Annotated in this window: 11 protein-coding genes; 7 read left to right on the top strand and 4 right to left on the bottom strand. The window is 65.9% G+C overall.

From position 1 onward, the window contains the following. Positions 1-38 precede the first annotated feature (38 nt). Positions 39-3,545 carry a DNA-directed RNA polymerase subunit beta gene (rpoB, locus tag ABD154_RS14405; RefSeq protein WP_376912076.1) on the top strand — a complete coding sequence of 1,169 codons (3,507 nt, stop codon included), beginning with the start codon at positions 39-41 and terminating at the stop codon, positions 3,543-3,545. Positions 3,546-3,613: 68 nt separating this feature from the next. Further along, on the top strand, positions 3,614-7,486 hold the full coding sequence (locus ABD154_RS14400; RefSeq protein WP_140955544.1) for a DNA-directed RNA polymerase subunit beta': 3,873 nt from the start codon (positions 3,614-3,616) through the stop codon (positions 7,484-7,486). Between the two features lie 556 nt (positions 7,487-8,042). Here ABD154_RS14400 and ABD154_RS14395 read toward each other — a convergent pair. The 4 genes from ABD154_RS14395 to ABD154_RS14380 form a co-directional block, all read right to left on the bottom strand. Further along, positions 8,043-9,068 carry a 6-phosphofructokinase gene (locus ABD154_RS14395; RefSeq protein ID WP_198498198.1) on the bottom strand — a complete coding sequence of 342 codons (1,026 nt, stop codon included), beginning with the start codon at positions 9,066-9,068 and terminating at the stop codon, positions 8,043-8,045. Beyond that, complete coding sequence (locus tag ABD154_RS14390) at positions 9,065-9,748, bottom strand: DUF1707 SHOCT-like domain-containing protein (RefSeq protein WP_211977974.1); 684 nt, start codon at positions 9,746-9,748, stop codon at positions 9,065-9,067. Before ABD154_RS14390 ends, ABD154_RS14395 begins: the two co-directional genes overlap by 4 nt. Positions 9,749-9,915: 167 nt before the next feature. After that, complete coding sequence (gene katG, locus ABD154_RS14385; RefSeq protein ID WP_211977973.1) at positions 9,916-12,126, bottom strand: catalase/peroxidase HPI; 2,211 nt, start codon at positions 12,124-12,126, stop codon at positions 9,916-9,918. Between the two features lie 77 nt (positions 12,127-12,203). Further along, positions 12,204-12,683, bottom strand: coding sequence for a Fur family transcriptional regulator (locus ABD154_RS14380; protein ID WP_211977972.1), 480 nt, complete (start codon positions 12,681-12,683; stop codon positions 12,204-12,206). A gap of 442 nt (positions 12,684-13,125) precedes the next feature. On the opposite strand from ABD154_RS14380, the gene rpsL reads away from it, so the two are divergent. The 5 genes from rpsL to ABD154_RS14355 all read left to right on the top strand — a co-directional run bounded on the left by rpsL (position 13,126) and on the right by ABD154_RS14355 (position 19,275). Continuing rightward, positions 13,126-13,500, top strand: a complete 375-nt coding sequence (gene rpsL, locus ABD154_RS14375) for a 30S ribosomal protein S12 (RefSeq protein WP_009379175.1) — start codon at positions 13,126-13,128, stop codon at positions 13,498-13,500. Then, positions 13,500-13,970 carry a 30S ribosomal protein S7 gene (rpsG, locus tag ABD154_RS14370; protein WP_137826106.1) on the top strand — a complete coding sequence of 157 codons (471 nt, stop codon included), beginning with the start codon at positions 13,500-13,502 and terminating at the stop codon, positions 13,968-13,970. The genes rpsL and rpsG overlap by 1 nt, the downstream gene beginning before the upstream one ends. Before the next feature lie 90 nt (positions 13,971-14,060). Then, positions 14,061-16,166 (top strand): elongation factor G, encoded by a 2,106-nt coding sequence (fusA, locus tag ABD154_RS14365; protein WP_211977970.1) that lies wholly within the window; start codon positions 14,061-14,063, stop codon positions 16,164-16,166. A 114-nt stretch (positions 16,167-16,280) separates the two neighbouring features. Continuing rightward, positions 16,281-17,474, top strand: coding sequence for an elongation factor Tu (gene tuf / locus ABD154_RS14360; RefSeq protein ID WP_198498203.1), 1,194 nt, complete (start codon positions 16,281-16,283; stop codon positions 17,472-17,474). A 133-nt stretch (positions 17,475-17,607) separates the two neighbouring features. Beyond that, a complete protein-coding gene (locus ABD154_RS14355; RefSeq protein WP_211977969.1) occupies positions 17,608-19,275 on the top strand; it encodes a glycoside hydrolase family 13 protein in 1,668 nt (555 codons plus the stop codon). Positions 19,276-19,321 lie beyond the last annotated feature (46 nt).

The raw sequence follows: 19,321 nt of genomic DNA, 5'->3' as shown, positions 1-19,321 counted from the left end.
ATCGGCAGCCGGTGAGCGAGTGGGGTAGCGACGTATCAATTGGTGAAGCACTCGGAAGGATCCCATTGGCCGCCGCCAACGATAACACCAGGACCGCTAATCCCCCCAAGAGAATCTCATTCGCGAAGATCCGCGAACCGCTTGAGGTTCCCGACCTGCTCGGACTCCAGACCGACAGCTTCGACTGGCTCATCGGATCGGAAGCGTGGCAGGACCGCGTCGCCGAAGCCATCGAAATCGGAGACGACTCCGTCGCGACCACGTCCGGTCTCGAGGACATCTTCGAAGAGATCTCACCGATCGAGGACTTCGGTGGATCGATGTCGCTGTCGTTCCGTGAGCACAGGTTCGAAGCTCCCAAGTACTCGATCGACGAGTGCAAGGAACGCGACATGACCTACTCGGCGCCGCTCTACGTGACCGCTGAGTTCATGAACAACAACACCGGCGAGATCAAGAGCCAGACCGTCTTCATGGGCGACTTCCCGCTCATGACCGACAAGGGCACGTTCATCGTCAACGGCACCGAGCGCGTCGTCGTCTCGCAGCTCGTCCGCTCGCCCGGCGCCTACTTCGAGTCGAGCGTCGACAAGACCACGGACAAGGACATCTTCTCCGCGAAGATCATCCCCTCCCGCGGTGCCTGGCTCGAGTTCGAGGTCGACAAGCGCGACCAGGTCGGCGTCCGCCTCGACCGCAAGCGCAAGCAGTCGGTCACCGTCCTGCTCAAGGCCCTCGGCTGGACCGAGTCGAAGATCCTCGAGGAGTTCGGCGAGTTCGAGTCGATCCGCGAGACCCTCGCCAAGGACACCGTCTCGACGCAGGAAGAGGCCCTGCTCGACATCTACAAGAAGCTGCGTCCGGCAGAGCCGGCGACCGCCGAGGCCGCCCGCAACCTGCTCAACAACCTCTACTTCAACCCGAAGCGCTACGACCTGGCCAAGGTCGGCCGCTACAAGGTCAACCGCAAGCTCGGCGTCGACGCTCCGCTGTCGGACTCCGTGCTGTCCGTCGACGACGTCGTCGCCACCATCCGCTACCTCGTCTCGCTCCATGCCGGAGTCGAGACGACGAAGGGTGTGCGCGACGGCGAGGAGATCGAGCTGCGCGTCAAGCTCGACGACATCGACCACTTCGGCAACCGCCGCATCCGCGCGGTCGGCGAGCTCATCGAGAACCAGGTCCGCACGGGTCTGTCCCGCATGGAGCGCGTCGTGCGCGAGCGCATGACGACCCAGGACGTCGAGGCGATCACGCCGCAGACGCTCATCAACATCCGTCCCGTCGTGGCCGCGATCAAGGAGTTCTTCGGAACCTCGCAGCTGTCGCAGTTCATGGATCAGAACAACCCGCTCGCGGGTCTGACCCACAAGCGTCGCCTGTCTGCGCTGGGCCCCGGTGGTCTCTCCCGCGACCGCGCCGCCATGGAGGTCCGTGACGTCCACCCGTCGCACTACGGCCGCATGTGCCCGATCGAGACCCCCGAGGGTCCGAACATCGGTCTCATCGGTTCGCTCGCCTCGTACGCGCGGATCAACCCGTTCGGCTTCATCGAGACCCCGTACCGCAAGGTCGTCGACGGTGTCGTCACCGACGAGACCGAGTACCTCACCGCCGATGACGAGCTCGACTACAACATCGCGCAGGCGAACGCTCCGCTGACCGACGATCAGCGCTTCGCGGAAGAGGAAGTCCTCGCCCGTCCGAAGGGCGGCGGCGGCGAAGCCGAGCTCGTGCTCCGCGACCAGATCGACTTCATGGACGTCTCCGCGCGTCAGATGGTGTCGGTCGCCTCGGCGCTCATCCCGTTCCTCGAGCACGACGACGCCAACCGCGCCCTCATGGGTGCGAACATGCAGCGTCAGGCCGTGCCGCTGGTCATGTCCGAGGCCCCCGTCGTGGGCACCGGCATGGAGTACCGCGCCGCGGTCGACGCCGGTGACGTCATCGTCGCCGAGAAGTCGGGTGTGGTCACCGAGGTGTCGGCTGACTTCGTCACCGTCCTCGCCGACGACGGCACCCAGCAGACCTACCGGGCCTCGAAGTTCAAGCGCTCGAACCACGGCACGTCGTACAACCAGCGCATCATCGTCGACGAGGGAGACCGCGTCGAGGTCGGTGCGGTGCTCGCCGACGGACCCTCGACCGAGGGCGGCGAGATGGCTCTCGGCAAGAACCTCCTCGTCGCGTTCATGTCGTGGGAGGGCTACAACTTCGAGGATGCGATCATCCTCTCGCAGCGCCTGGTCCAGGACGACGTCCTCTCCTCGATCCACATCGAGGAGCACGAGGTCGACGCCCGCGACACCAAGCTCGGTGCCGAGGAGATCACCCGGGACATCCCGAACATCTCGCCCGACGCCCTCGCCGACCTCGACGATCGCGGCATCATCCGTATCGGCGCCGAGGTCACCGACGGCGACATCCTCGTCGGCAAGGTCACCCCGAAGGGTGAGACCGAGCTGACCCCGGAGGAGCGTCTGCTCCGGGCGATCTTCGGTGAGAAGTCCCGTGAGGTCCGCGACACCTCGCTGCGCGTGCCCCACGGCGAGATCGGCACCGTCATCGGTGTGCGGGTCTTCGACCGTGAGGACGACGACGAGCTCTCGCCCGGCGTCAACCAGATGGTCCGCGTCTACGTCGCCCAGCGACGCAAGATCACGATCGGCGACAAGATGGCCGGCCGCCACGGCAACAAGGGCGTCATCTCGACGATCCTGCCGGTCGAGGACATGCCGTTCCTCGCCGACGGAACCCCCGTCGACGTCATCCTCAACCCGCACGGTGTTCCGCGTCGTATGAACATCGGACAGGTCTTCGAGATCCACCTCGGATGGATCTCCAAGCAGGGATGGAAGATCGAGGGCAGCCCCGAGTGGGCCGAGGAGCTTCCGCAGCTCGCCCGCGAAGCCGAGCCGGGCACCAACCTGGCCACCCCGGTCTTCGACGGTGCGCACGAGCAGGAGCTGCGCGGACTGCTCGACGCGACGACCCCGAACCGCGACGGTGATCGACTCATCGACTCCTCGGGCAAGGCCCAGCTGTTTGACGGCCGCTCCGGCGAGCCGTTCCCGTACCCGATCTCCGTCGGATACATGTACATGCTCAAGCTCCACCACCTCGTCGACGACAAGATCCACGCGCGCTCGACCGGTCCGTACTCGATGATCACCCAGCAGCCGCTGGGCGGTAAGGCGCAGTTCGGCGGTCAGCGCTTCGGTGAGATGGAAGTGTGGGCCCTCGAGGCCTACGGTGCGGCGTACACGCTGCAGGAGCTGCTGACGATCAAGTCCGATGACATCCCGGGCCGTGTCAAGGTCTACGAAGCCATCGTCAAGGGTGAGAACCTGCCCGATCCGGGAATCCCCGAGTCGTTCAAGGTCCTCATCAAGGAGATGCAGTCGCTGTGCCTCAACGTCGAAGTCCTGTCGTCCGACGGCGGCCAGGTCGAGATGCGCGACTCGGAGGACGAGGTCTACCGGGCAGCTGAGGAGCTCGGCATCGACCTGTCCTACCGCGAAGCCCAGACCGTAGAAGAAGTCTGAGCACTTCCACTTCAACCGACACAGATTTTCGATGAGCCCTGAGCTCATCACCAGGAAAGAGGATTTACGTGCCTGACGTCAATTACTTCGATGAGCTGCGGATCGGTCTCGCCACCGCCGATGACATCCGCGGTTGGTCGCACGGTGAGGTCAAGAAGCCGGAGACCATCAACTACCGCACCCTGAAGCCGGAGAAGGACGGACTCTTCTGCGAGAAGATCTTCGGCCCCACCCGTGACTGGGAGTGCGCCTGCGGCAAGTACAAGCGCGTGCGCTTCAAGGGGATCATCTGCGAGCGCTGCGGCGTCGAGGTGACCCGTGCCAAGGTGCGCCGTGAGCGCATGGGCCACATCGAGCTCGCCGCTCCCGTCACCCACATCTGGTACTTCAAGGGCGTTCCCTCGCGCTTGGGCTACCTGCTCGATCTCGCGCCGAAGGACCTCGAGAAGGTCATCTACTTCGCCGCATACATGATCACCTCTGTCGACGAGGAGTCCCGGCACCGGGATCTGCCGAGCCTGCAGAACAAGATCGACGTCGAGAAGCAGCAGATCGGCGACCGCCGTGACGCCGACATCGACCGTCGTGCCAAGAAGCTCGAAGAGGACCTCGCGGCCCTCGAAGCCGACGGCGGAACCGCGCAGGCCAAGAAGAAGCTGCGCGACGTCGCCGACAAGGAGATGGACAAGCTGCGCAAGAACGCCGATCGCGAGATCGACCGTCTTGAGCAGGTGTGGGACCGGTTCAAGAACCTCAAGGTCAACGACCTCGAGGGCGACGAGAGCCTCTACCGCGAGATGTTCGCCCGCTTCGGCCTCTACTTCACGGGTGCCATGGGCGCCGAGGCGATCCAGAAGCGCCTGCTCGACTTCGACCTCGAAGCCGAGTCCGAGAAGCTGCGCGAGCTCATCAACACCGGCAAGGGACAGCGCAAGACCCGCGCGCTCAAGCGCCTCAAGGTCGTCAACGCGTTCCTCACCACGGACAACAACCCCGAGGGCATGGTCCTCGACGTCGTCCCGGTGATCCCGCCGGAGCTGCGTCCGATGGTCCAGCTCGACGGTGGTCGCTTCGCGACCTCGGATCTCAACGATCTCTACCGTCGCGTCATCAACCGCAACAACCGCCTCAAGCGCCTGCTCGACCTCGGTGCTCCCGAGATCATCGTCAACAACGAGAAGCGGATGCTCCAGGAAGCCGTCGACTCGCTGTTCGACAACGGTCGTCGCGGTCGTCCCGTGACCGGACCGGGCAACCGCCCGCTCAAGTCGCTGTCGGACATGCTCAAGGGCAAGCAGGGCCGGTTCCGCCAGAACCTGCTCGGCAAGCGCGTCGACTACTCGGGCCGTTCGGTCATCGTCGTCGGTCCGCAGCTCAGCCTCCACCAGGCGGGTCTGCCGAAGACGATGGCGCTCGAGCTGTTCAAGCCGTTCGTCATGAAGCGCCTGGTCGATCTCAACCACGCGCAGAACATCAAGTCGGCCAAGCGCATGGTCGAGCGTCAGCACCCGCAGGTGTGGGACGTGCTCGAAGAGGTCATCACCGAACACCCGGTGCTCCTCAACCGCGCACCGACCCTGCACCGTCTGGGCATCCAGGCGTTCGAACCGCAGCTCATCGAGGGCAAGGCCATCCAGCTGCACCCGCTCGTGTGCTCGGCGTTCAACGCCGACTTCGACGGTGACCAGATGGCCGTCCACCTGCCGCTGAGCCCCGAGGCGCAGGCCGAGGCCCGCATCCTCATGCTCTCGGCCAACAACATCCTCAAGCCCTCCGACGGCAAGCCCGTGACCATGCCCTCCCAGGACATGATCATCGGTCTGTACCACCTCACCTCGGAGCGCAGGGGACTCGCCGGTGAAGGCCGGTCGTTCTCCAGCCTCGGCGAAGCCATCATGGCCTTCGACCACGGCGAGCTCGACCTCGGTTCGGCTGTGACGATCCGTCTCGAGAACGTCGTTCCCGGAACCGATCTCGATGTTCCCGAGGGCTGGGAGCCGGGCACGCCGCTCGACGTGGAGACCACGCTGGGCCGCGCGCTGTTCAACGACTACCTGCCCGCGGACTACACCTACGTGAACTCGACGATCGACAAGAAGGCGCTGAGCCGGATCGTCAACCACCTCGCGGAGGAGTACCCGAAGGTCGAGGTCGCGCACACGCTCGACAACTTCAAGTCCGGCGGCTTCCACTGGGCGACGCGCTCGGGCATCACCGTGGCGATGTCCGATGTCGTCTCGCCTGAGGCGAAGACGGAGATCCTCGAAAACGCCGAGGCGCTCGACACGAAGGTGCAGCAGCAGTACGAACTCGGTGCGCTCACCGATGACGAGCGTCGCAATGAGCTCGTCAAGCTGTGGACCGAGACCACCGAGAAGGTCGACCAGGTTATGCGGACGAACTTCCCGGAAGAGAACTCGGTGCTCCGCCTCGTCGAGTCCGGTGCATCCGGTAACTGGATGCAGGTCCGTCAGCTCGCCGGTATGCGCGGTCTGGTGACGAACCCGAAGGGTGAGATCATCCCACGTCCGATCACCTCGAACTACCGCGAGGGCCTGTCGGTGCTCGAGTACTTCATCGCCTCCCACGGCGCCCGCAAGGGCCTCGCGGACACGGCGCTGCGTACCGCTGACTCCGGCTACCTGACCCGTCGCCTCGTCGACGTGTCGCAGGACGTCATCATCCGCACCCAGGACACGGATTCGACCAAGGGCATCACCCTGCCCGTGGCCGAGCGTGACCACGAGGGCAACCTCGTGCCCCACGAGTACGTCGAGACGAGCCTCTACGGCCGCCTCACCGTCTCCGATGTCACGGACGCCGACGGCAACGTCATCGTTCCGGCGAAGACCGACGTCACGGCGGATGTCATCGACACCCTCGTGGCCGCCGGCGTCGAAGAGCTCAAGGTCTACTCCGTGCTCACCGCGGATTCGGACACGCAGATCTCGGCGATGCACTACGGTCGGTCGATGGCCACCGGCAAGCTCGTCGACATCGGCGAGGCGATCGGCACCGTCGCGGCTCAGTCGATCGGCGAGCCCGGCACCCAGCTGACGATGCGCACCTTCCACACCGGTGGTGTGGCGGCGTCCTCGGGTGACATCACCCAGGGTCTGCCCCGTGTCACCGAGCTCTTCGAGGCTCGCACCCCGAAGGGCTTCGCCCCGATCGCCGAGGCGACCGGTCGTGCGAAGATCGACGACAGCCGCAAGACCCGCTTCGTTGTCATCACCCCCGATGACGGCAGCGACGAGATCGAGCACGCAGTCTCCAAGCGTGCCCGCCTCCTCGTCGAGGACGGTCAGCACGTCAAGGCGGGCGAGCAGCTCGTCGTCGGCGCGGTCGACCCGAAGCAGGTGCTGCGCATCCGCGGTCGTCGTGAGGCCGAGCGCTTCCTCGTCGAGCAGGTGCAGAAGGTGTACCGCTCGCAGGGCGTGGGCATCCACGACAAGCACATCGAGGTCATCGTGCGCCAGATGCTGCGTCGCGTCACCGTCATCGAGTCGGGCGACACGAACCTGCTGCCCGGCGAGCTCGTCGACCGTGGGCGCTACCAGGCGGAGAACCGTCGCGTGGTCGCCGAAGGCGGTCAGCCCGCCTCGGCGCGTGATGAGCTCATGGGCATCACGAAGGCCTCGCTGGCGACCGAGTCGTGGCTCTCGGCTGCGTCCTTCCAGGAGACGACGCGCGTCCTCACCGAGGCCGCGATGGAAGGCAAGTCGGACACGCTCATGGGTCTGAAGGAGAACGTCATCCTCGGTAAGCTCATCCCGGCCGGCACCGGTCTCCAGACGCACCGCAACATCGTTGTGGAGCCGACGGAGGAGGCGAAGGCGGAGATGTTCACCAACAGCTACGGTGACTTCTACGCGGGCATCGGATCCGATTCCGGCTCCGCCATCCCGCTCGAGGACTACGACTACGGCGCCTTCAGCTGAGTCGGCATTGAGCTGCCGCAGTCCGGTCCGCTGACCGGCTGAGGCGACTCGGCCGCCTCCGAGTGCACGCAAGGGGCACCCACCGATTCGGTGGGTGCCCCTTCTGCATGCCCGCGACATGCTTGTGCCGATTGTGACTGTCGGCCAAAAGTCGTTCTGCAGGCAACCAGTCGATGGGCAGAACGACTTTTCGCCGACACAGCGTGCGTGTCGCAAACTTCTCGCCGGCAGAACCACTTTTGCCCAGCGCAACCGCTTCCGGCGCGGACACACTTCCAGCAGGCTGACTCACTTCCAGCCGGCGCACACTCTTCCAGCAGGCAGACACACTTCTGGCCGGCGTACGCGCTTCTTGCGGGCACTCGCCCGCGACACGCTTGTGCCGATTGTGACTGTCGGCCAAAAGTCGTTCTGCGGGCAACCAGTCGATGGGCAGAACGACTTTTCGCAGGCGCAACGTGCGTGTCGCAAACTTCTCGCCGGCAGAAACACTTCTGCCCAGCGCAACCGCTTCCAGCGCGGACACGCTTCCCGCCCGCAGCTGCACCGCAGACTCTCAGCCGAAGAGGACCTGCGCCTCTTCCCACCGGTCGAGCGGCACGGTCTTGAGGCTGTCGACGGCCGAGGCCATCTCGACGGCGACGATGTCGGTGCCCTTGAGGCTCGCCATCTTGCCCCACTGCTCACCGTGGGCGAGGTCGGCCGCGGCCATGCCCAGACGCGTCGAGAGAACCCGGTCGTAGGCGGTGGGGGAGCCGCCCCGCTGCAGGTGACCGAGGATCGTCGCGCGGGTCTCGATGCCCGTCTGCTCCTCGATGAGCGGCGCGAGGTAGTTGGCGATGCCGCCGAGGCGGGCCCGGCCCCGGGAGTCGACTCCGCGGTCGGCGATCTGCTCGTCGAGGCCCTCGGGCACGAAGCCCTCGGCGACGACGACGATCGGGGCGCGACCGCGATCCCGCGCCGAGGTCACCCACTGCCCGATCTGCTCCATCGACACGGGGAACTCCGGCATGAGGATCGCGTGCGCCCCGCCGGCCATGCCCGAGTGGAGGGCGATCCAGCCGACGTTGCGGCCCATCACCTCGATGACCATGCACCGGTGGTGGGACTCCGCGGTGGTGCGCAGACGGTCGATCGCCTCGGTGGCAATCGACTGGGCGGTGTCGAAGCCGAACGTGTAGTCGGTGTTGTCGAGGTCGTTGTCGATCGTCTTCGGCACGCCGACGATGTTGATCCCCTCCTCCTCGACGAGGCGGGAGGCCCCCGAGAGCGTCCCCTCACCGCCGATCGCGACGATCGCGTCGATGTCGTGCGCGGCGAGCACCTCCCGCATCCGCGCGGGACCCCCGTCCTCGTAGGGGTGGGTGCGGGAAGTGCCGAGGATCGTGCCGCCGCGTCCGGAGAGGCCGCGGACGTCGAGCATCGACATCTCGAACATGTCGTCCTCGAGCAGACCCCGCCAGCCGTCGCGGATGCCGACGAACGACGAACCGTGCGAGCGGATGCCCTTGCGGACGATGCCGCGGATGACGGCGTTGAGGCCGGGGCTGTCGCCGCCGGAGGTGAGGATTCCGATTCTCATGTCAGCTGTCCCTGGTCCTTTCCTCGGTAGCCTTTGGCCAAGTGCACGTCGTGGCCGGCCATGAGCGAGAACCCCTTGAGCACGACGGTGCCGTTCGAGCCGTCGCCTCTGGCCGACTGCCGGATCTCGTTGCCGGCCATGATGTTGATCGTCTCGTCCTTGATCTGCACGCCCGGCGGCACGTAGATGTCGTTGCCGGCCCACATCGAATACGCCACGAGTTCGACGGTGACGCCGGGACCCATGACCTCGGTGAGGTCGATGTTGTCCCCGCCCATGAGCGCGTACGTCGTCACCTCGGCGGTGCCGGCGGGCACGTCGATCTCCCGCCCGGACATGATCGCCACCGAGTTCACGGGGCTCGCCGAGCCCGGCGGGGCAGTCGGCGAGAGCGGCGCGGGTGCATTGCGCGGCACGATCTGGGCACCCGGGGTCGTTCCGCCCGTCTGCTGCTCGAGGCGGTGGTGGAGTTCGCGTCCTTCGGGCAGGTCGACGATGAGCGGAGCGAGCTCGTCGAGGTACTTCGCCCGGATCGCCTCGTCCTGCCGCTCGGCGGTCTCATCGGGGTCGAGGCGACCGCTGCTCACCGCCTCGGTGATGACGGCGAGGACGGCGTCGCGGTCGGCGTCGGAGGCCCGGATCCTCGGGCGGGACGGTGGTTCGAGCTGTTCGTCGGGCATGACCCCCAGTGTAGCGGCGGACACACTCTCCGGTGTCGGACGATTCACCGACGAGGCGGGACACGACGAAGGCGGTGCCCCGATAACGGGACACCGCCTTCTCACCTCTCCTCACAGGGCAGGTCATCCTCGCCGAGGCGGCCCACCACGGCGAGGAGAGACTGACCTCAGCGCTTGAGGTCGTAGCGGTCGGCCTCGACGACCTTCGACCAGGCATTGACGAAGTCGTTGACGAACTTCTCCTGTGCATCGTCGGAGGCGTAGACCTCGGCGATCGCGCGCAGCTCGGAGTTCGACCCGAAGAGCAGGTCGACACGGCTGCCCGACCACAGCTTCTCACCGGCCGGGGAGTAGGACTCGTAGAGGTTGGTCGTCGCCGAATCGCCGACGGCCTTCCACGTGTTGCCGAGCTCGAGGAGGTTGACGAAGAAGTCGTTCGTCAGCTCGCCCTTGCGGTCGGTGAACACACCGAGCTCGGAGTCCTCGTAGTTCGCGCCGAGGACGCGGAGTCCGCCGATGAGCACCGTGAGCTCGGAGGTGGTGAGCCCGAGCAGGCTCGCCTGGTCGAGGAGGAGATACTCGGCGGCCAGCGGCAGGCCCGGGGTGAGGTAGTTCCGGAAGCCGTCGTGGGTCGGCTCGAGGTAGGAGAAGGACTCGACGTCCGTCTGCTCCTGCGAGGCGTCCCCGCGTCCGGTCGACACGGGCACGGTGACGTCGAAGCCCGCAGCCGCGGCGGCGGTCTCGACGCCGACGGCCCCGGCGATCGCGACGACATCGGCGAAGGAGGCGCCGGTCTCGGCGGCGATGCGCTCGAGCACGCCGATCACCTCGGCGAGCTTGGCCGGCTCATTGGCCGTCCAGTTCCGCTGTGGTTCCAGCCGCAGGCGACCGCCGTTGACGCCGCCGCGCATGTCGGAGACGCGGTGCGAGGACGCGGCGGCCCACGTCGTCGACACGAGCTGGGAGACGCTGAGGCCCGAGTTGCGCACGGCCGCCTTGACGAGTTCGACCTCGCCGTTGTTGAGCGGGGTGCCCGCTGGGATCGGATCCTGCCAGATGAGGTCCTCGTTCGGCACCTCGGGTCCGAGGTAGCGGGTCGCGGGTCCCATGTCGCGGTGCGTGAGCTTGAACCACGCACGGGCGAACGCGTCCTCGAAGGCCTTCTGATCGTCCTTGAAGCGACGCGAGATCTTCTCGTAGGCGGGGTCGAAGCGCAGCGAGAGGTCGGTCGTGAGCATGCGGGGCTCACGGCGTCCCTCACCCTGGGCCATCGGCACCATGTCGTCGCCGCCGCCGTCGACCGGACGCCACTGGATGTGGCCGCCCTCGTTCTCGAACTTCTCCCACTCGTACGCGAAGAGGATGTGGAAGAACTCGTTGTCCCAGCGGGTCGGGTGGTAGGTCCACGTGACCTCGATGCCGCTGCCGATCGCGTCGTTGCCCGAACCGGTGCCGAAGTCGGACTTCCAGCCGAGCCCCTGCTCCTCGAGGGCACCGGCTTCCGGATCCGCACCCTTGTGGCTCTCGGGGCCGGCGCCGTGGGTCTTGCCGAAGGTGTGGCCGCCGGCGATGAGGGCGACGGTCTCCTCGTCGTTCATCGCCATCCGGCCGAAGGTCTCGCGGATGTCAGCGGCGGCCTTGACCGGGTCGGGTTCGCCCTCGGGGCCCTCGGGGTTGACGTAGATGAGGCCCATCGTCGTCGCCGCGAGCGGCTTCTGCAGCTCACGGTTGCCCGCGTAGCGCTTGTCGGTGCCCAGCCATTCGGTCTCCGAACCCCAGTAGACGTCGTTGTCGGGCTCCCACACGTCGGCACGACCGCCGGCGAAGCCGAAGGTCTTGAATCCCATCTGCTCGAGGGCGACATTGCCCGCGAGGATGAAGAGGTCGGCCCACGAGATCTTCTTGCCGTACTTCTTCTTCACCGGCCACAGGAGGCGGCGGGCCTTGTCGAGTCCGACATTGTCCGGCCATGAGTTGAGCGGCGCGAAGCGCTGCTGGCCCTCACCGCCGCCGCCGCGGCCGTCCTGGACGCGGTAGGTGCCGGCGGAGTGCCAGGCCATGCGGATCATGAACGGACCGTAGTTGCCGAAGTCGGCCGGCCACCAGTCCTCGCTCGTCGTCATCAGCGCGGCGAGGTCCGCCTTGAGCCCGTCGTAGTCGAGGGTGGAGAACTCCGCCGCGTAGTCGAAGTCGGCGTCCATCGGGTCGCGGGCGGGCTGGTTCTTCGCGAGGATCTTGAGGTTGAGACGGTTGGGCCACCACTGGGCGTTGGCGTCGCCCTGCAGGGGAGTGGTCAGCGATCCGGGTTCGGACGTCGGGTTGGCACCCGAAGACGTGTGGACGACTGGGCAGCCGCCTGCAGTGGAGGTGTCGGTCATGGTGTTCCTTTCGGTGTCGAGCCCCGGGCGGGCTCAGCTGATGGCGACGGAAGGGCGCAGCGAGAGCGCCTCCCGGCTCAGACGACAGAGGGCAGTTCGAGTTCGGGCTCCGGAGCCGCACTGCGACGGGCGCAGTCCGGGCACAGACCCCAGAACGTCACCTCGGCCTCGTCGATGACGAAGCCGTGATCGTGTGATGGGGTCAGGCACGGGGCCTGACCGACCGTGCAGTCGATGTCGACGATCCGGCTGCACTCCCGGCACACGAGATGGTGGTGGTTGTCGCCGATGCGCCGCTCGTACCGGGAGACGGACCCGGACGGTTGGATGCAGCGGAGGAGACCCGCCTCGGTGAGGGTGTGGAGTGAGTCGTAGACGGCCTGATGGGAGACCTCGGGGAGGTCCTGTCTGACCGCGCGGATGACGGTCTCGGTGTCGGCGTGGGGATGGGAGTCCACCGCTGCCAGCACCGCGACTCTCTGCTTCGTCACGCGCAGGGAGCTGGTCCGCAGGATCGCGGAATAGTTCCCCGTCGGCGCCTGTTGTTCCTCTGTCACCCCTTCACCCTTGCATGGTTTTCTTGAATGAGTCAAGGAAGCGACCCTGCTATATCGTGACCCGTGTCTCTCCGCCCGAGGGCGGCCGGGCGGAGCAGGATACGCCGCTTCCGGCGATTTTGACCGGAGGCTCGCGCACGCGATATTCTGGGAGGCGACTGATTGTGTTATCTGCGTCGTCGGACGATCATGCCAGGTGTGTTGTGAGGCCTGGACCCCGTGTGAGTGCGACCGGCGCAGGCCGCCCGACCGAGCAGAACCCTGCGCGCGCGTGTCCTTGCGACACTCCCGAGCGCAGGGTGCGTGAGGCCGCGTGGTTACTGGCATCGGGAGTCAAGCTTCACCCGGTGTTCAGTCGGATATGTCCCACGGTTCACAAACGCGACCTGCGTCGCGGCCGATGTGGGAATTAGGTTCATCGAGAAGCAATGGAGAACGCTTAGTGCCGACAATCCAGCAGCTCGTCCGCAAAGGACGGCATAACAAGTCCGCAGGGTCCGACGCCCCTGCCCTGAAGGGCAGCCCCCAGCGTCGCGGCGTGTGCACCCGTGTGTACACCACGACCCCCAAGAAGCCGAACTCGGCTCTTCGCAAGGTCGCTCGTGTCAAGCTCTCGAGCCAGATCGAAGTGACCGCGTACATCCCCGGTGAGGGACACAACCTGCAGGAGCACTCGATCGTGCTCGTGCGCGGTGGCCGTGTCAAGGACCTTCCGGGTGTGCGCTACCGGATCGTGCGCGGTTCGCTCGACACCCAGGGTGTCAAGGGCCGTCAGCAGGCCCGCAGCAAGTACGGAGCGAAGAGGGAGAAGAAGTAATGCCGCGCAAAGGTCCTGCACCGAAGCGACCGATCGTCGTCGACCCGGTCTTCAACTCGCCGCTCGTCACGCAGCTGATCAACAAGATCCTGCTCGACGGCAAGCGCTCGACCGCCGAGCGCATCGTCTACGGTGCCCTCGAGGGCACCCGCGAGAAGAACGGCAACGACCCGGTTGCCAACCTCAAGAAGGCTCTCGACAACATTCGCCCGTCCCTCGAGGTCCGCTCCCGCCGCGTCGGCGGTGCGACCTACCAGGTGCCGGTCGACGTCCGTCCTGCTCGTTCGACGACCCTGGCACTGCGCTGGCTCGTGGGCTACGCCCGCCAGCGCCGTGAGAAGACGATGACCGAGCGCCTCATGAATGAGATCCTCGACGCGGGCAACGGCCTCGGTGCCGCTGTCAAGCGCCGTGAGGACACCCACAAGATGGCCGAGTCCAACAAGGCCTTCGCCCACTACCGCTGGTGATCGTCGCCCTTGCCGCCCGATCGGTCTGCTGCGCAGACCGGTCGGGAGGGAAGGGTCTGCGGTCAAGTCATCGATTGAGAGAGAGACACCGTGGCACTTGACGTGCTCACCGACCTGAACAAGGTCCGCAATATCGGCATCATGGCCCACATCGATGCCGGTAAGACCACTACGACCGAACGCATCCTGTTCTACACCGGTGTGAACTACAAGATCGGCGAGACCCACGACGGTGCCTCGACGATGGACTGGATGGAGCAGGAGCAGGAGCGCGGCATCACGATCACGTCGGCCGCGACGACCTGCTACTGGCACGATTACCAGATCAACATCATCGACACCCCGGGACACGTCGACTTCACCGTCGAGGTGGAGCGCTCGCTCCGCGTCCTCGACGGCGCCGTCGCCGTGTTCGACGGCAAGGAAGGCGTTGAGCCGCAGTCCGAGACCGTGTGGCGTCAGGCTGACAAGTACAACGTTCCGCGTGTGTGCTTCGTCAACAAGATGGACAAGCTCGGTGCGGACTTCTACTTCACCGTGCAGACCATCAAGGACCGCCTCGGTGCGAAGCCGCTCGTCATCCAGCTGCCGATCGGCGCCGAGTCCGACTTCGAGGGCATCGTCGACCTTCTTGAGATGAAGGCCTACATCTGGCCTGACGAGTCCAAGAAGGGTCAGGACATGACCGAGATCGAGATCCCCGCGGATCTTGCGGACAAGGCCGAAGAGTACCGTGCCCAGCTCGTCGAGGACGTCGCCGAGAGCTCGGAAGAGCTCATGGAGAAGTACCTCGAGGGTGAGGAGATCTCGGTCGCCGAGCTCAAGGCCGGCATCCGCGCTCTCGTCATCGAGTCCGAGGCCTTCCCGGTGATGTGCGGTTCCGCGTACAAGAACAAGGGCGTCCAGCCCATGCTCAACGCTGTCCTCGACTACCTCCCCTCGCCGCTCGACGTGCCTCCGATGATCGGACACAACCCGAGCAACGAGGAAGAGGAGATCGTCCGCAAGCCCTCCGTCGACGAGCCGTTCTCGGCACTCGCGTTCAAGGTGGCCACGCACCCGTTCTTCGGTGCGCTCACCTACGTCCGCGTGTACTCGGGACAGGTGAAGTCGGGCGAGCAGGTTCTCAACGCCACGAGCGGAAAGAAGGAGCGCGTCGGAAAGCTCTTCCAGATGCACTCCAACAAGGAGAACCCGGTCGAAGAGGCGATCGCCGGTCACATCTACGCGTTCATCGGTCTCAAGGACACGACGACGGGCGACACGCTGTGCGATCCCGCACACCCGATCGCTCTCGAGTCGATGACCTTCCCCGAGCCCGTCATCTCCGTGGCCATCGAGCCCAAGACGAAGGGCGACCAGGAGAAGCTCTCGGCTGCCATCCAGAAGTTCGTCAAAGAGGATCCGACCTACCAGGTCGAACTCGACCCGGAGACCGGCCAGACCGTCATCCGCGGCATGGGCGAGCTCCACCTCGACATCCTCGTCGACCGCATGCGTCGCGAGTTCAAGGTCGAGGCGAACGTCGGCAAGCCGCAGGTCGCGTACCGCGAGACGATCCGTCGCGCCGTCGAGAAGTACGACTACACCCACAAGAAGCAGACAGGTGGATCGGGACAGTTCGCCAAGGTCCAGGTGACCTTCGAGCCTCTCGAGGTCGACGGCGACACGATCTACGAGTTCGAGAACGCCATCACCGGCGGTCGCGTGCCTCGTGAGTACATTCCGAGCGTCGACGCCGGCATCCAGGATGCGATGCAGCTCGGCGTCCTCGCCGGCTACCCGCTGGTCGGCATCAAGGCCACTCTGGTCGACGGTGCCTACCACGACGTCGACTCCTCGGAGATGGCGTTCAAGATCGCCGGTTCGATGGTCCTCAAGGAGGCCGTGAAGAAGGCGAACCCGGTTCTGCTCGAGCCGGTCATGGAAGTCGAGGTGCGCACCCCTGAGGAGTACATGGGCGACGTCATCGGCGACCTGAACTCTCGGCGTGGCCAGATCCAGTCCATGGACGACGCTTCCGGCGTGAAGGTCGTCAAGGCTGTGGTCCCGCTGTCGGAGATGTTCGGCTACATCGGAGACCTGCGGTCGAAGACCCAGGGCCGCGCGGTGTACTCGATGCAGTTCTCCAGCTATGCGGAGGTCCCGAAGGCTGTGGCCGACGAGATCATCCAGAAGATGCGTGGCGGAGAGTAATCTCCACAGCTCATCGCCAAGGTGATGTAGAACAACATCACTGGAATGAAAGATAACCAACAAAGGTCTAAGATATGAACCGCATATCTTTTGCCAACCACGAGGAGGAACCCAGTGGCAAAGGCTAGTTTCGATAGGACTAAGCCGCACGTCAACATCGGCACCATCGGCCACGTTGACCACGGAAAGACCACCTTGACCGCTGCGATCACCAAGGTCCTGGCGGACAAGTACCCCGATCTCAACGAGGCTCGCGCCTTCGACCAGGTGGACAACGCACCTGAGGAGAAGGAGCGCGGCATCACCATCAACGTCTCGCACGTTGAGTACCAGACCGAGAAGCGTCACTACGCTCACGTCGATGCCCCTGGTCACGCCGACTACATCAAGAACATGATCACCGGTGCTGCTCAGATGGACGGCGCGATCCTCGTGGTCGCCGCCACCGACGGTCCGATGCCGCAGACCCGTGAGCACGTCCTGCTCGCGCGTCAGGTCGGTGTGCCCTACATCGTCGTGGCTCTCAACAAGTCCGACATGGTCGACGACGAAGAGCTCCTCGAGCTCGTCGAGTTCGAGGTCCGCGACCTGCTCTCGAGCCAGGAGTTCGACGGCGACAACGCTCCCGTCGTCCAGGTCTCCGCTCTCAAGGCCCTCGAGGGCGACGAGAAGTGGGTCAAGACCGTCGAAGACCTCATGGATCAGGTCGACGAGTACGTTCCGGAGCCGGAGCGCGACATCGACAAGCCCTTCCTCATGCCCGTCGAGGACGTCTTCACGATCACCGGTCGTGGAACCGTCGTCACCGGTCGTGTCGAGCGCGGCGTCCTCCTCCCCAACGAGGAGATCGAGATCGTCGGCATCAAGCCGAACTCGTCGAAGACGACCGTCACCGCCATCGAGATGTTCCGCAAGACCCTGCCGGATGCCCGTGCAGGTGAGAACGTCGGTCTGCTTCTCCGCGGCACCAAGCGCGAAGACGTCGAGCGCGGCCAGGTCATCGTCAAGCCGGGTTCGATCACCCCGCACACCAAGTTCGAAGGTCAGGTCTACATCCTGAGCAAGGACGAGGGCGGCCGTCACAACCCGTTCTACTCGAACTACCGTCCGCAGTTCTACTTCCGGACCACCGACGTCACCGGCGTCATCACGCTGCCCGAGGGCACCGAGATGGTCATGCCCGGCGACAACACCGACATGTCGGTCGAGCTCATCCAGCCGATCGCCATGGAGGAAGGCCTCCGCTTCGCCATCCGCGAAGGCGGCCGCACCGTCGGTGCAGGTCGAGTCACCAAGATCATCGAGTGATCTGATTCTTCTCCACTGAGCCTCACCGCTCAGCGCTGAAGCCCACAGGGGCCGCAATCATCATGATTGCGGCCCCTGCGGCGTCTATGCTGGACTTTCGCACAGCCCGCATCGCACAGTGAGGAGACAGAGCATGACAGAGGGGCGGAACTGGGCGGCCGACGCCGTCATCTACCAGGTCTATCCGCGCTCGTTCGCCGACGGCGACGGCGATGGGATCGGCGACCTGCCGGGGATCCTCGAGCGCTTCGACCACTTCGCCGACCTCGGCGTCGACGCGATCTGGCTCTCCCCGTTCTACCCCTCGCCCGGCAACGACGCCGGCTACGACATCAGCGACTACCGGGACGTCGATCCCGTCTTCGGCACGCTCGCCGACTTCGATGCGCTCATCGCCCGCGCCCATGCCGCGGGAGTGCGGGTCATCGTCGATCTCGTCCCCAATCACACGTCCGCCGCCCATCCGTGGTTCCAGAAGGCCATGAGCGCCGAGGCGGGGGACCCTGCCCGTGACATGTACATCTTCCGCACCGGTCGGGACGGCGGGGAGGCGCCGCCGAACAACTGGACGTCGGTCTTCGGGGGTCCTGCATGGACCCGGGTCGACGGCAGCGACGACTGGTACCTTCATCTCTTCGATCCCACGCAGCCCGACCTCAACTGGGACAACCCTGCCGTGCGGGAGGCGTTCGAGGGAGTCCTGCGTTTCTGGCTCGACCGCGGCGTCGACGGCTTCCGCGTCGATGTCGCCCACGGTCTCATCAAGGCCGAGGGCCTGCCCGATCACCAGCCCGCCGGCGACGGAGACGCGGGCCTGGCGGCGTCACCGACTGCGGCCTCGCCGTTCTTCGACCAGGACGGTGTCCATGACGTCTACCGGGCGTGGCGGCGGGTCCTCGACGGCTATCCGGGGGAGCGGATCCTCGTCGCCGAAGCCTGGGTCGAACCGCTCTCGCGCCTCTTCCGCTACGTCCGCGACGACGAGATGGATCAGGCCTTCAACTTCACCTTCCTCATGGCCGGCGTCGACCCGGGGAACCTCCACCGCGCCGTCGACGAGACCTTCGCGGCAGCCGCCGAGGTCGGGGCGAGCCCGACGTGGGTGATGTCGAACCACGACACCGTCCGCCATGCCAGCCGCTTCGGACTTCCCACCCCGCCGCCGCATCAGCGCGGCATCGGGCCCGCGGACCCGCAGCCGGACGAGGCGCGGGGCCGGCGGCTCGCGGCCGCGATGGCGCTCGTCGAACTCGGCCTGCCCGGCTCCGCCTACGTCTACCAGGGCGACGAACTCGGCCTGCCCGAGCACACGCAGCTGGCAGCCGATGAGCGACGGGATCCGGTGTTCGCCCGCAGCGGGGGGACCGAACTCGGACGGGACGGGGCGCGCACGCCCTACCCTTGGTCGGACACGGATGACCACCTCGGCTTCGGCACCCGCGCCGGCGCTCAGACATGGCTGCCCCAACCCGAGTCGCACCGCGGCCTCGCCCGCGACGCGCAGCGCGCCGCCGCGGACTCACAGCTTCGCCTCTACACCGAGCTCATCGCCCTCCGACGCGCCCGGGGGATCGGAACCGGAGCCTTCGCGTGGCACGCCCTCGACGATCCCGGCGCCGGTCTCCTCGCCTTCACGAGCGCGACCGCCACCGGCACCTTCCTCGTGATCGCGAACCTCACAGCCGCGCCGCGGGTGCTCACCGGGCTGCCGGCGGGGGACCTCATCGCCGCAAGTCACCCTGACGCAATGTCGGAGGGGGTGCTGAGTGCGGACAGTGCCGTGTGGATCGCGCTCGAGTGATTCCATTCCGCCTGACTTGGGGTAATGTGGCTCACAGACGACCATG

It is taken from the genome of Brevibacterium sanguinis, assembly GCF_039528855.1.
GTDB lineage: Bacteria > Actinomycetota > Actinomycetes > Actinomycetales > Brevibacteriaceae > Brevibacterium > Brevibacterium sanguinis.
This window is presented reverse-complemented; position numbering and strand designations above follow the sequence as displayed.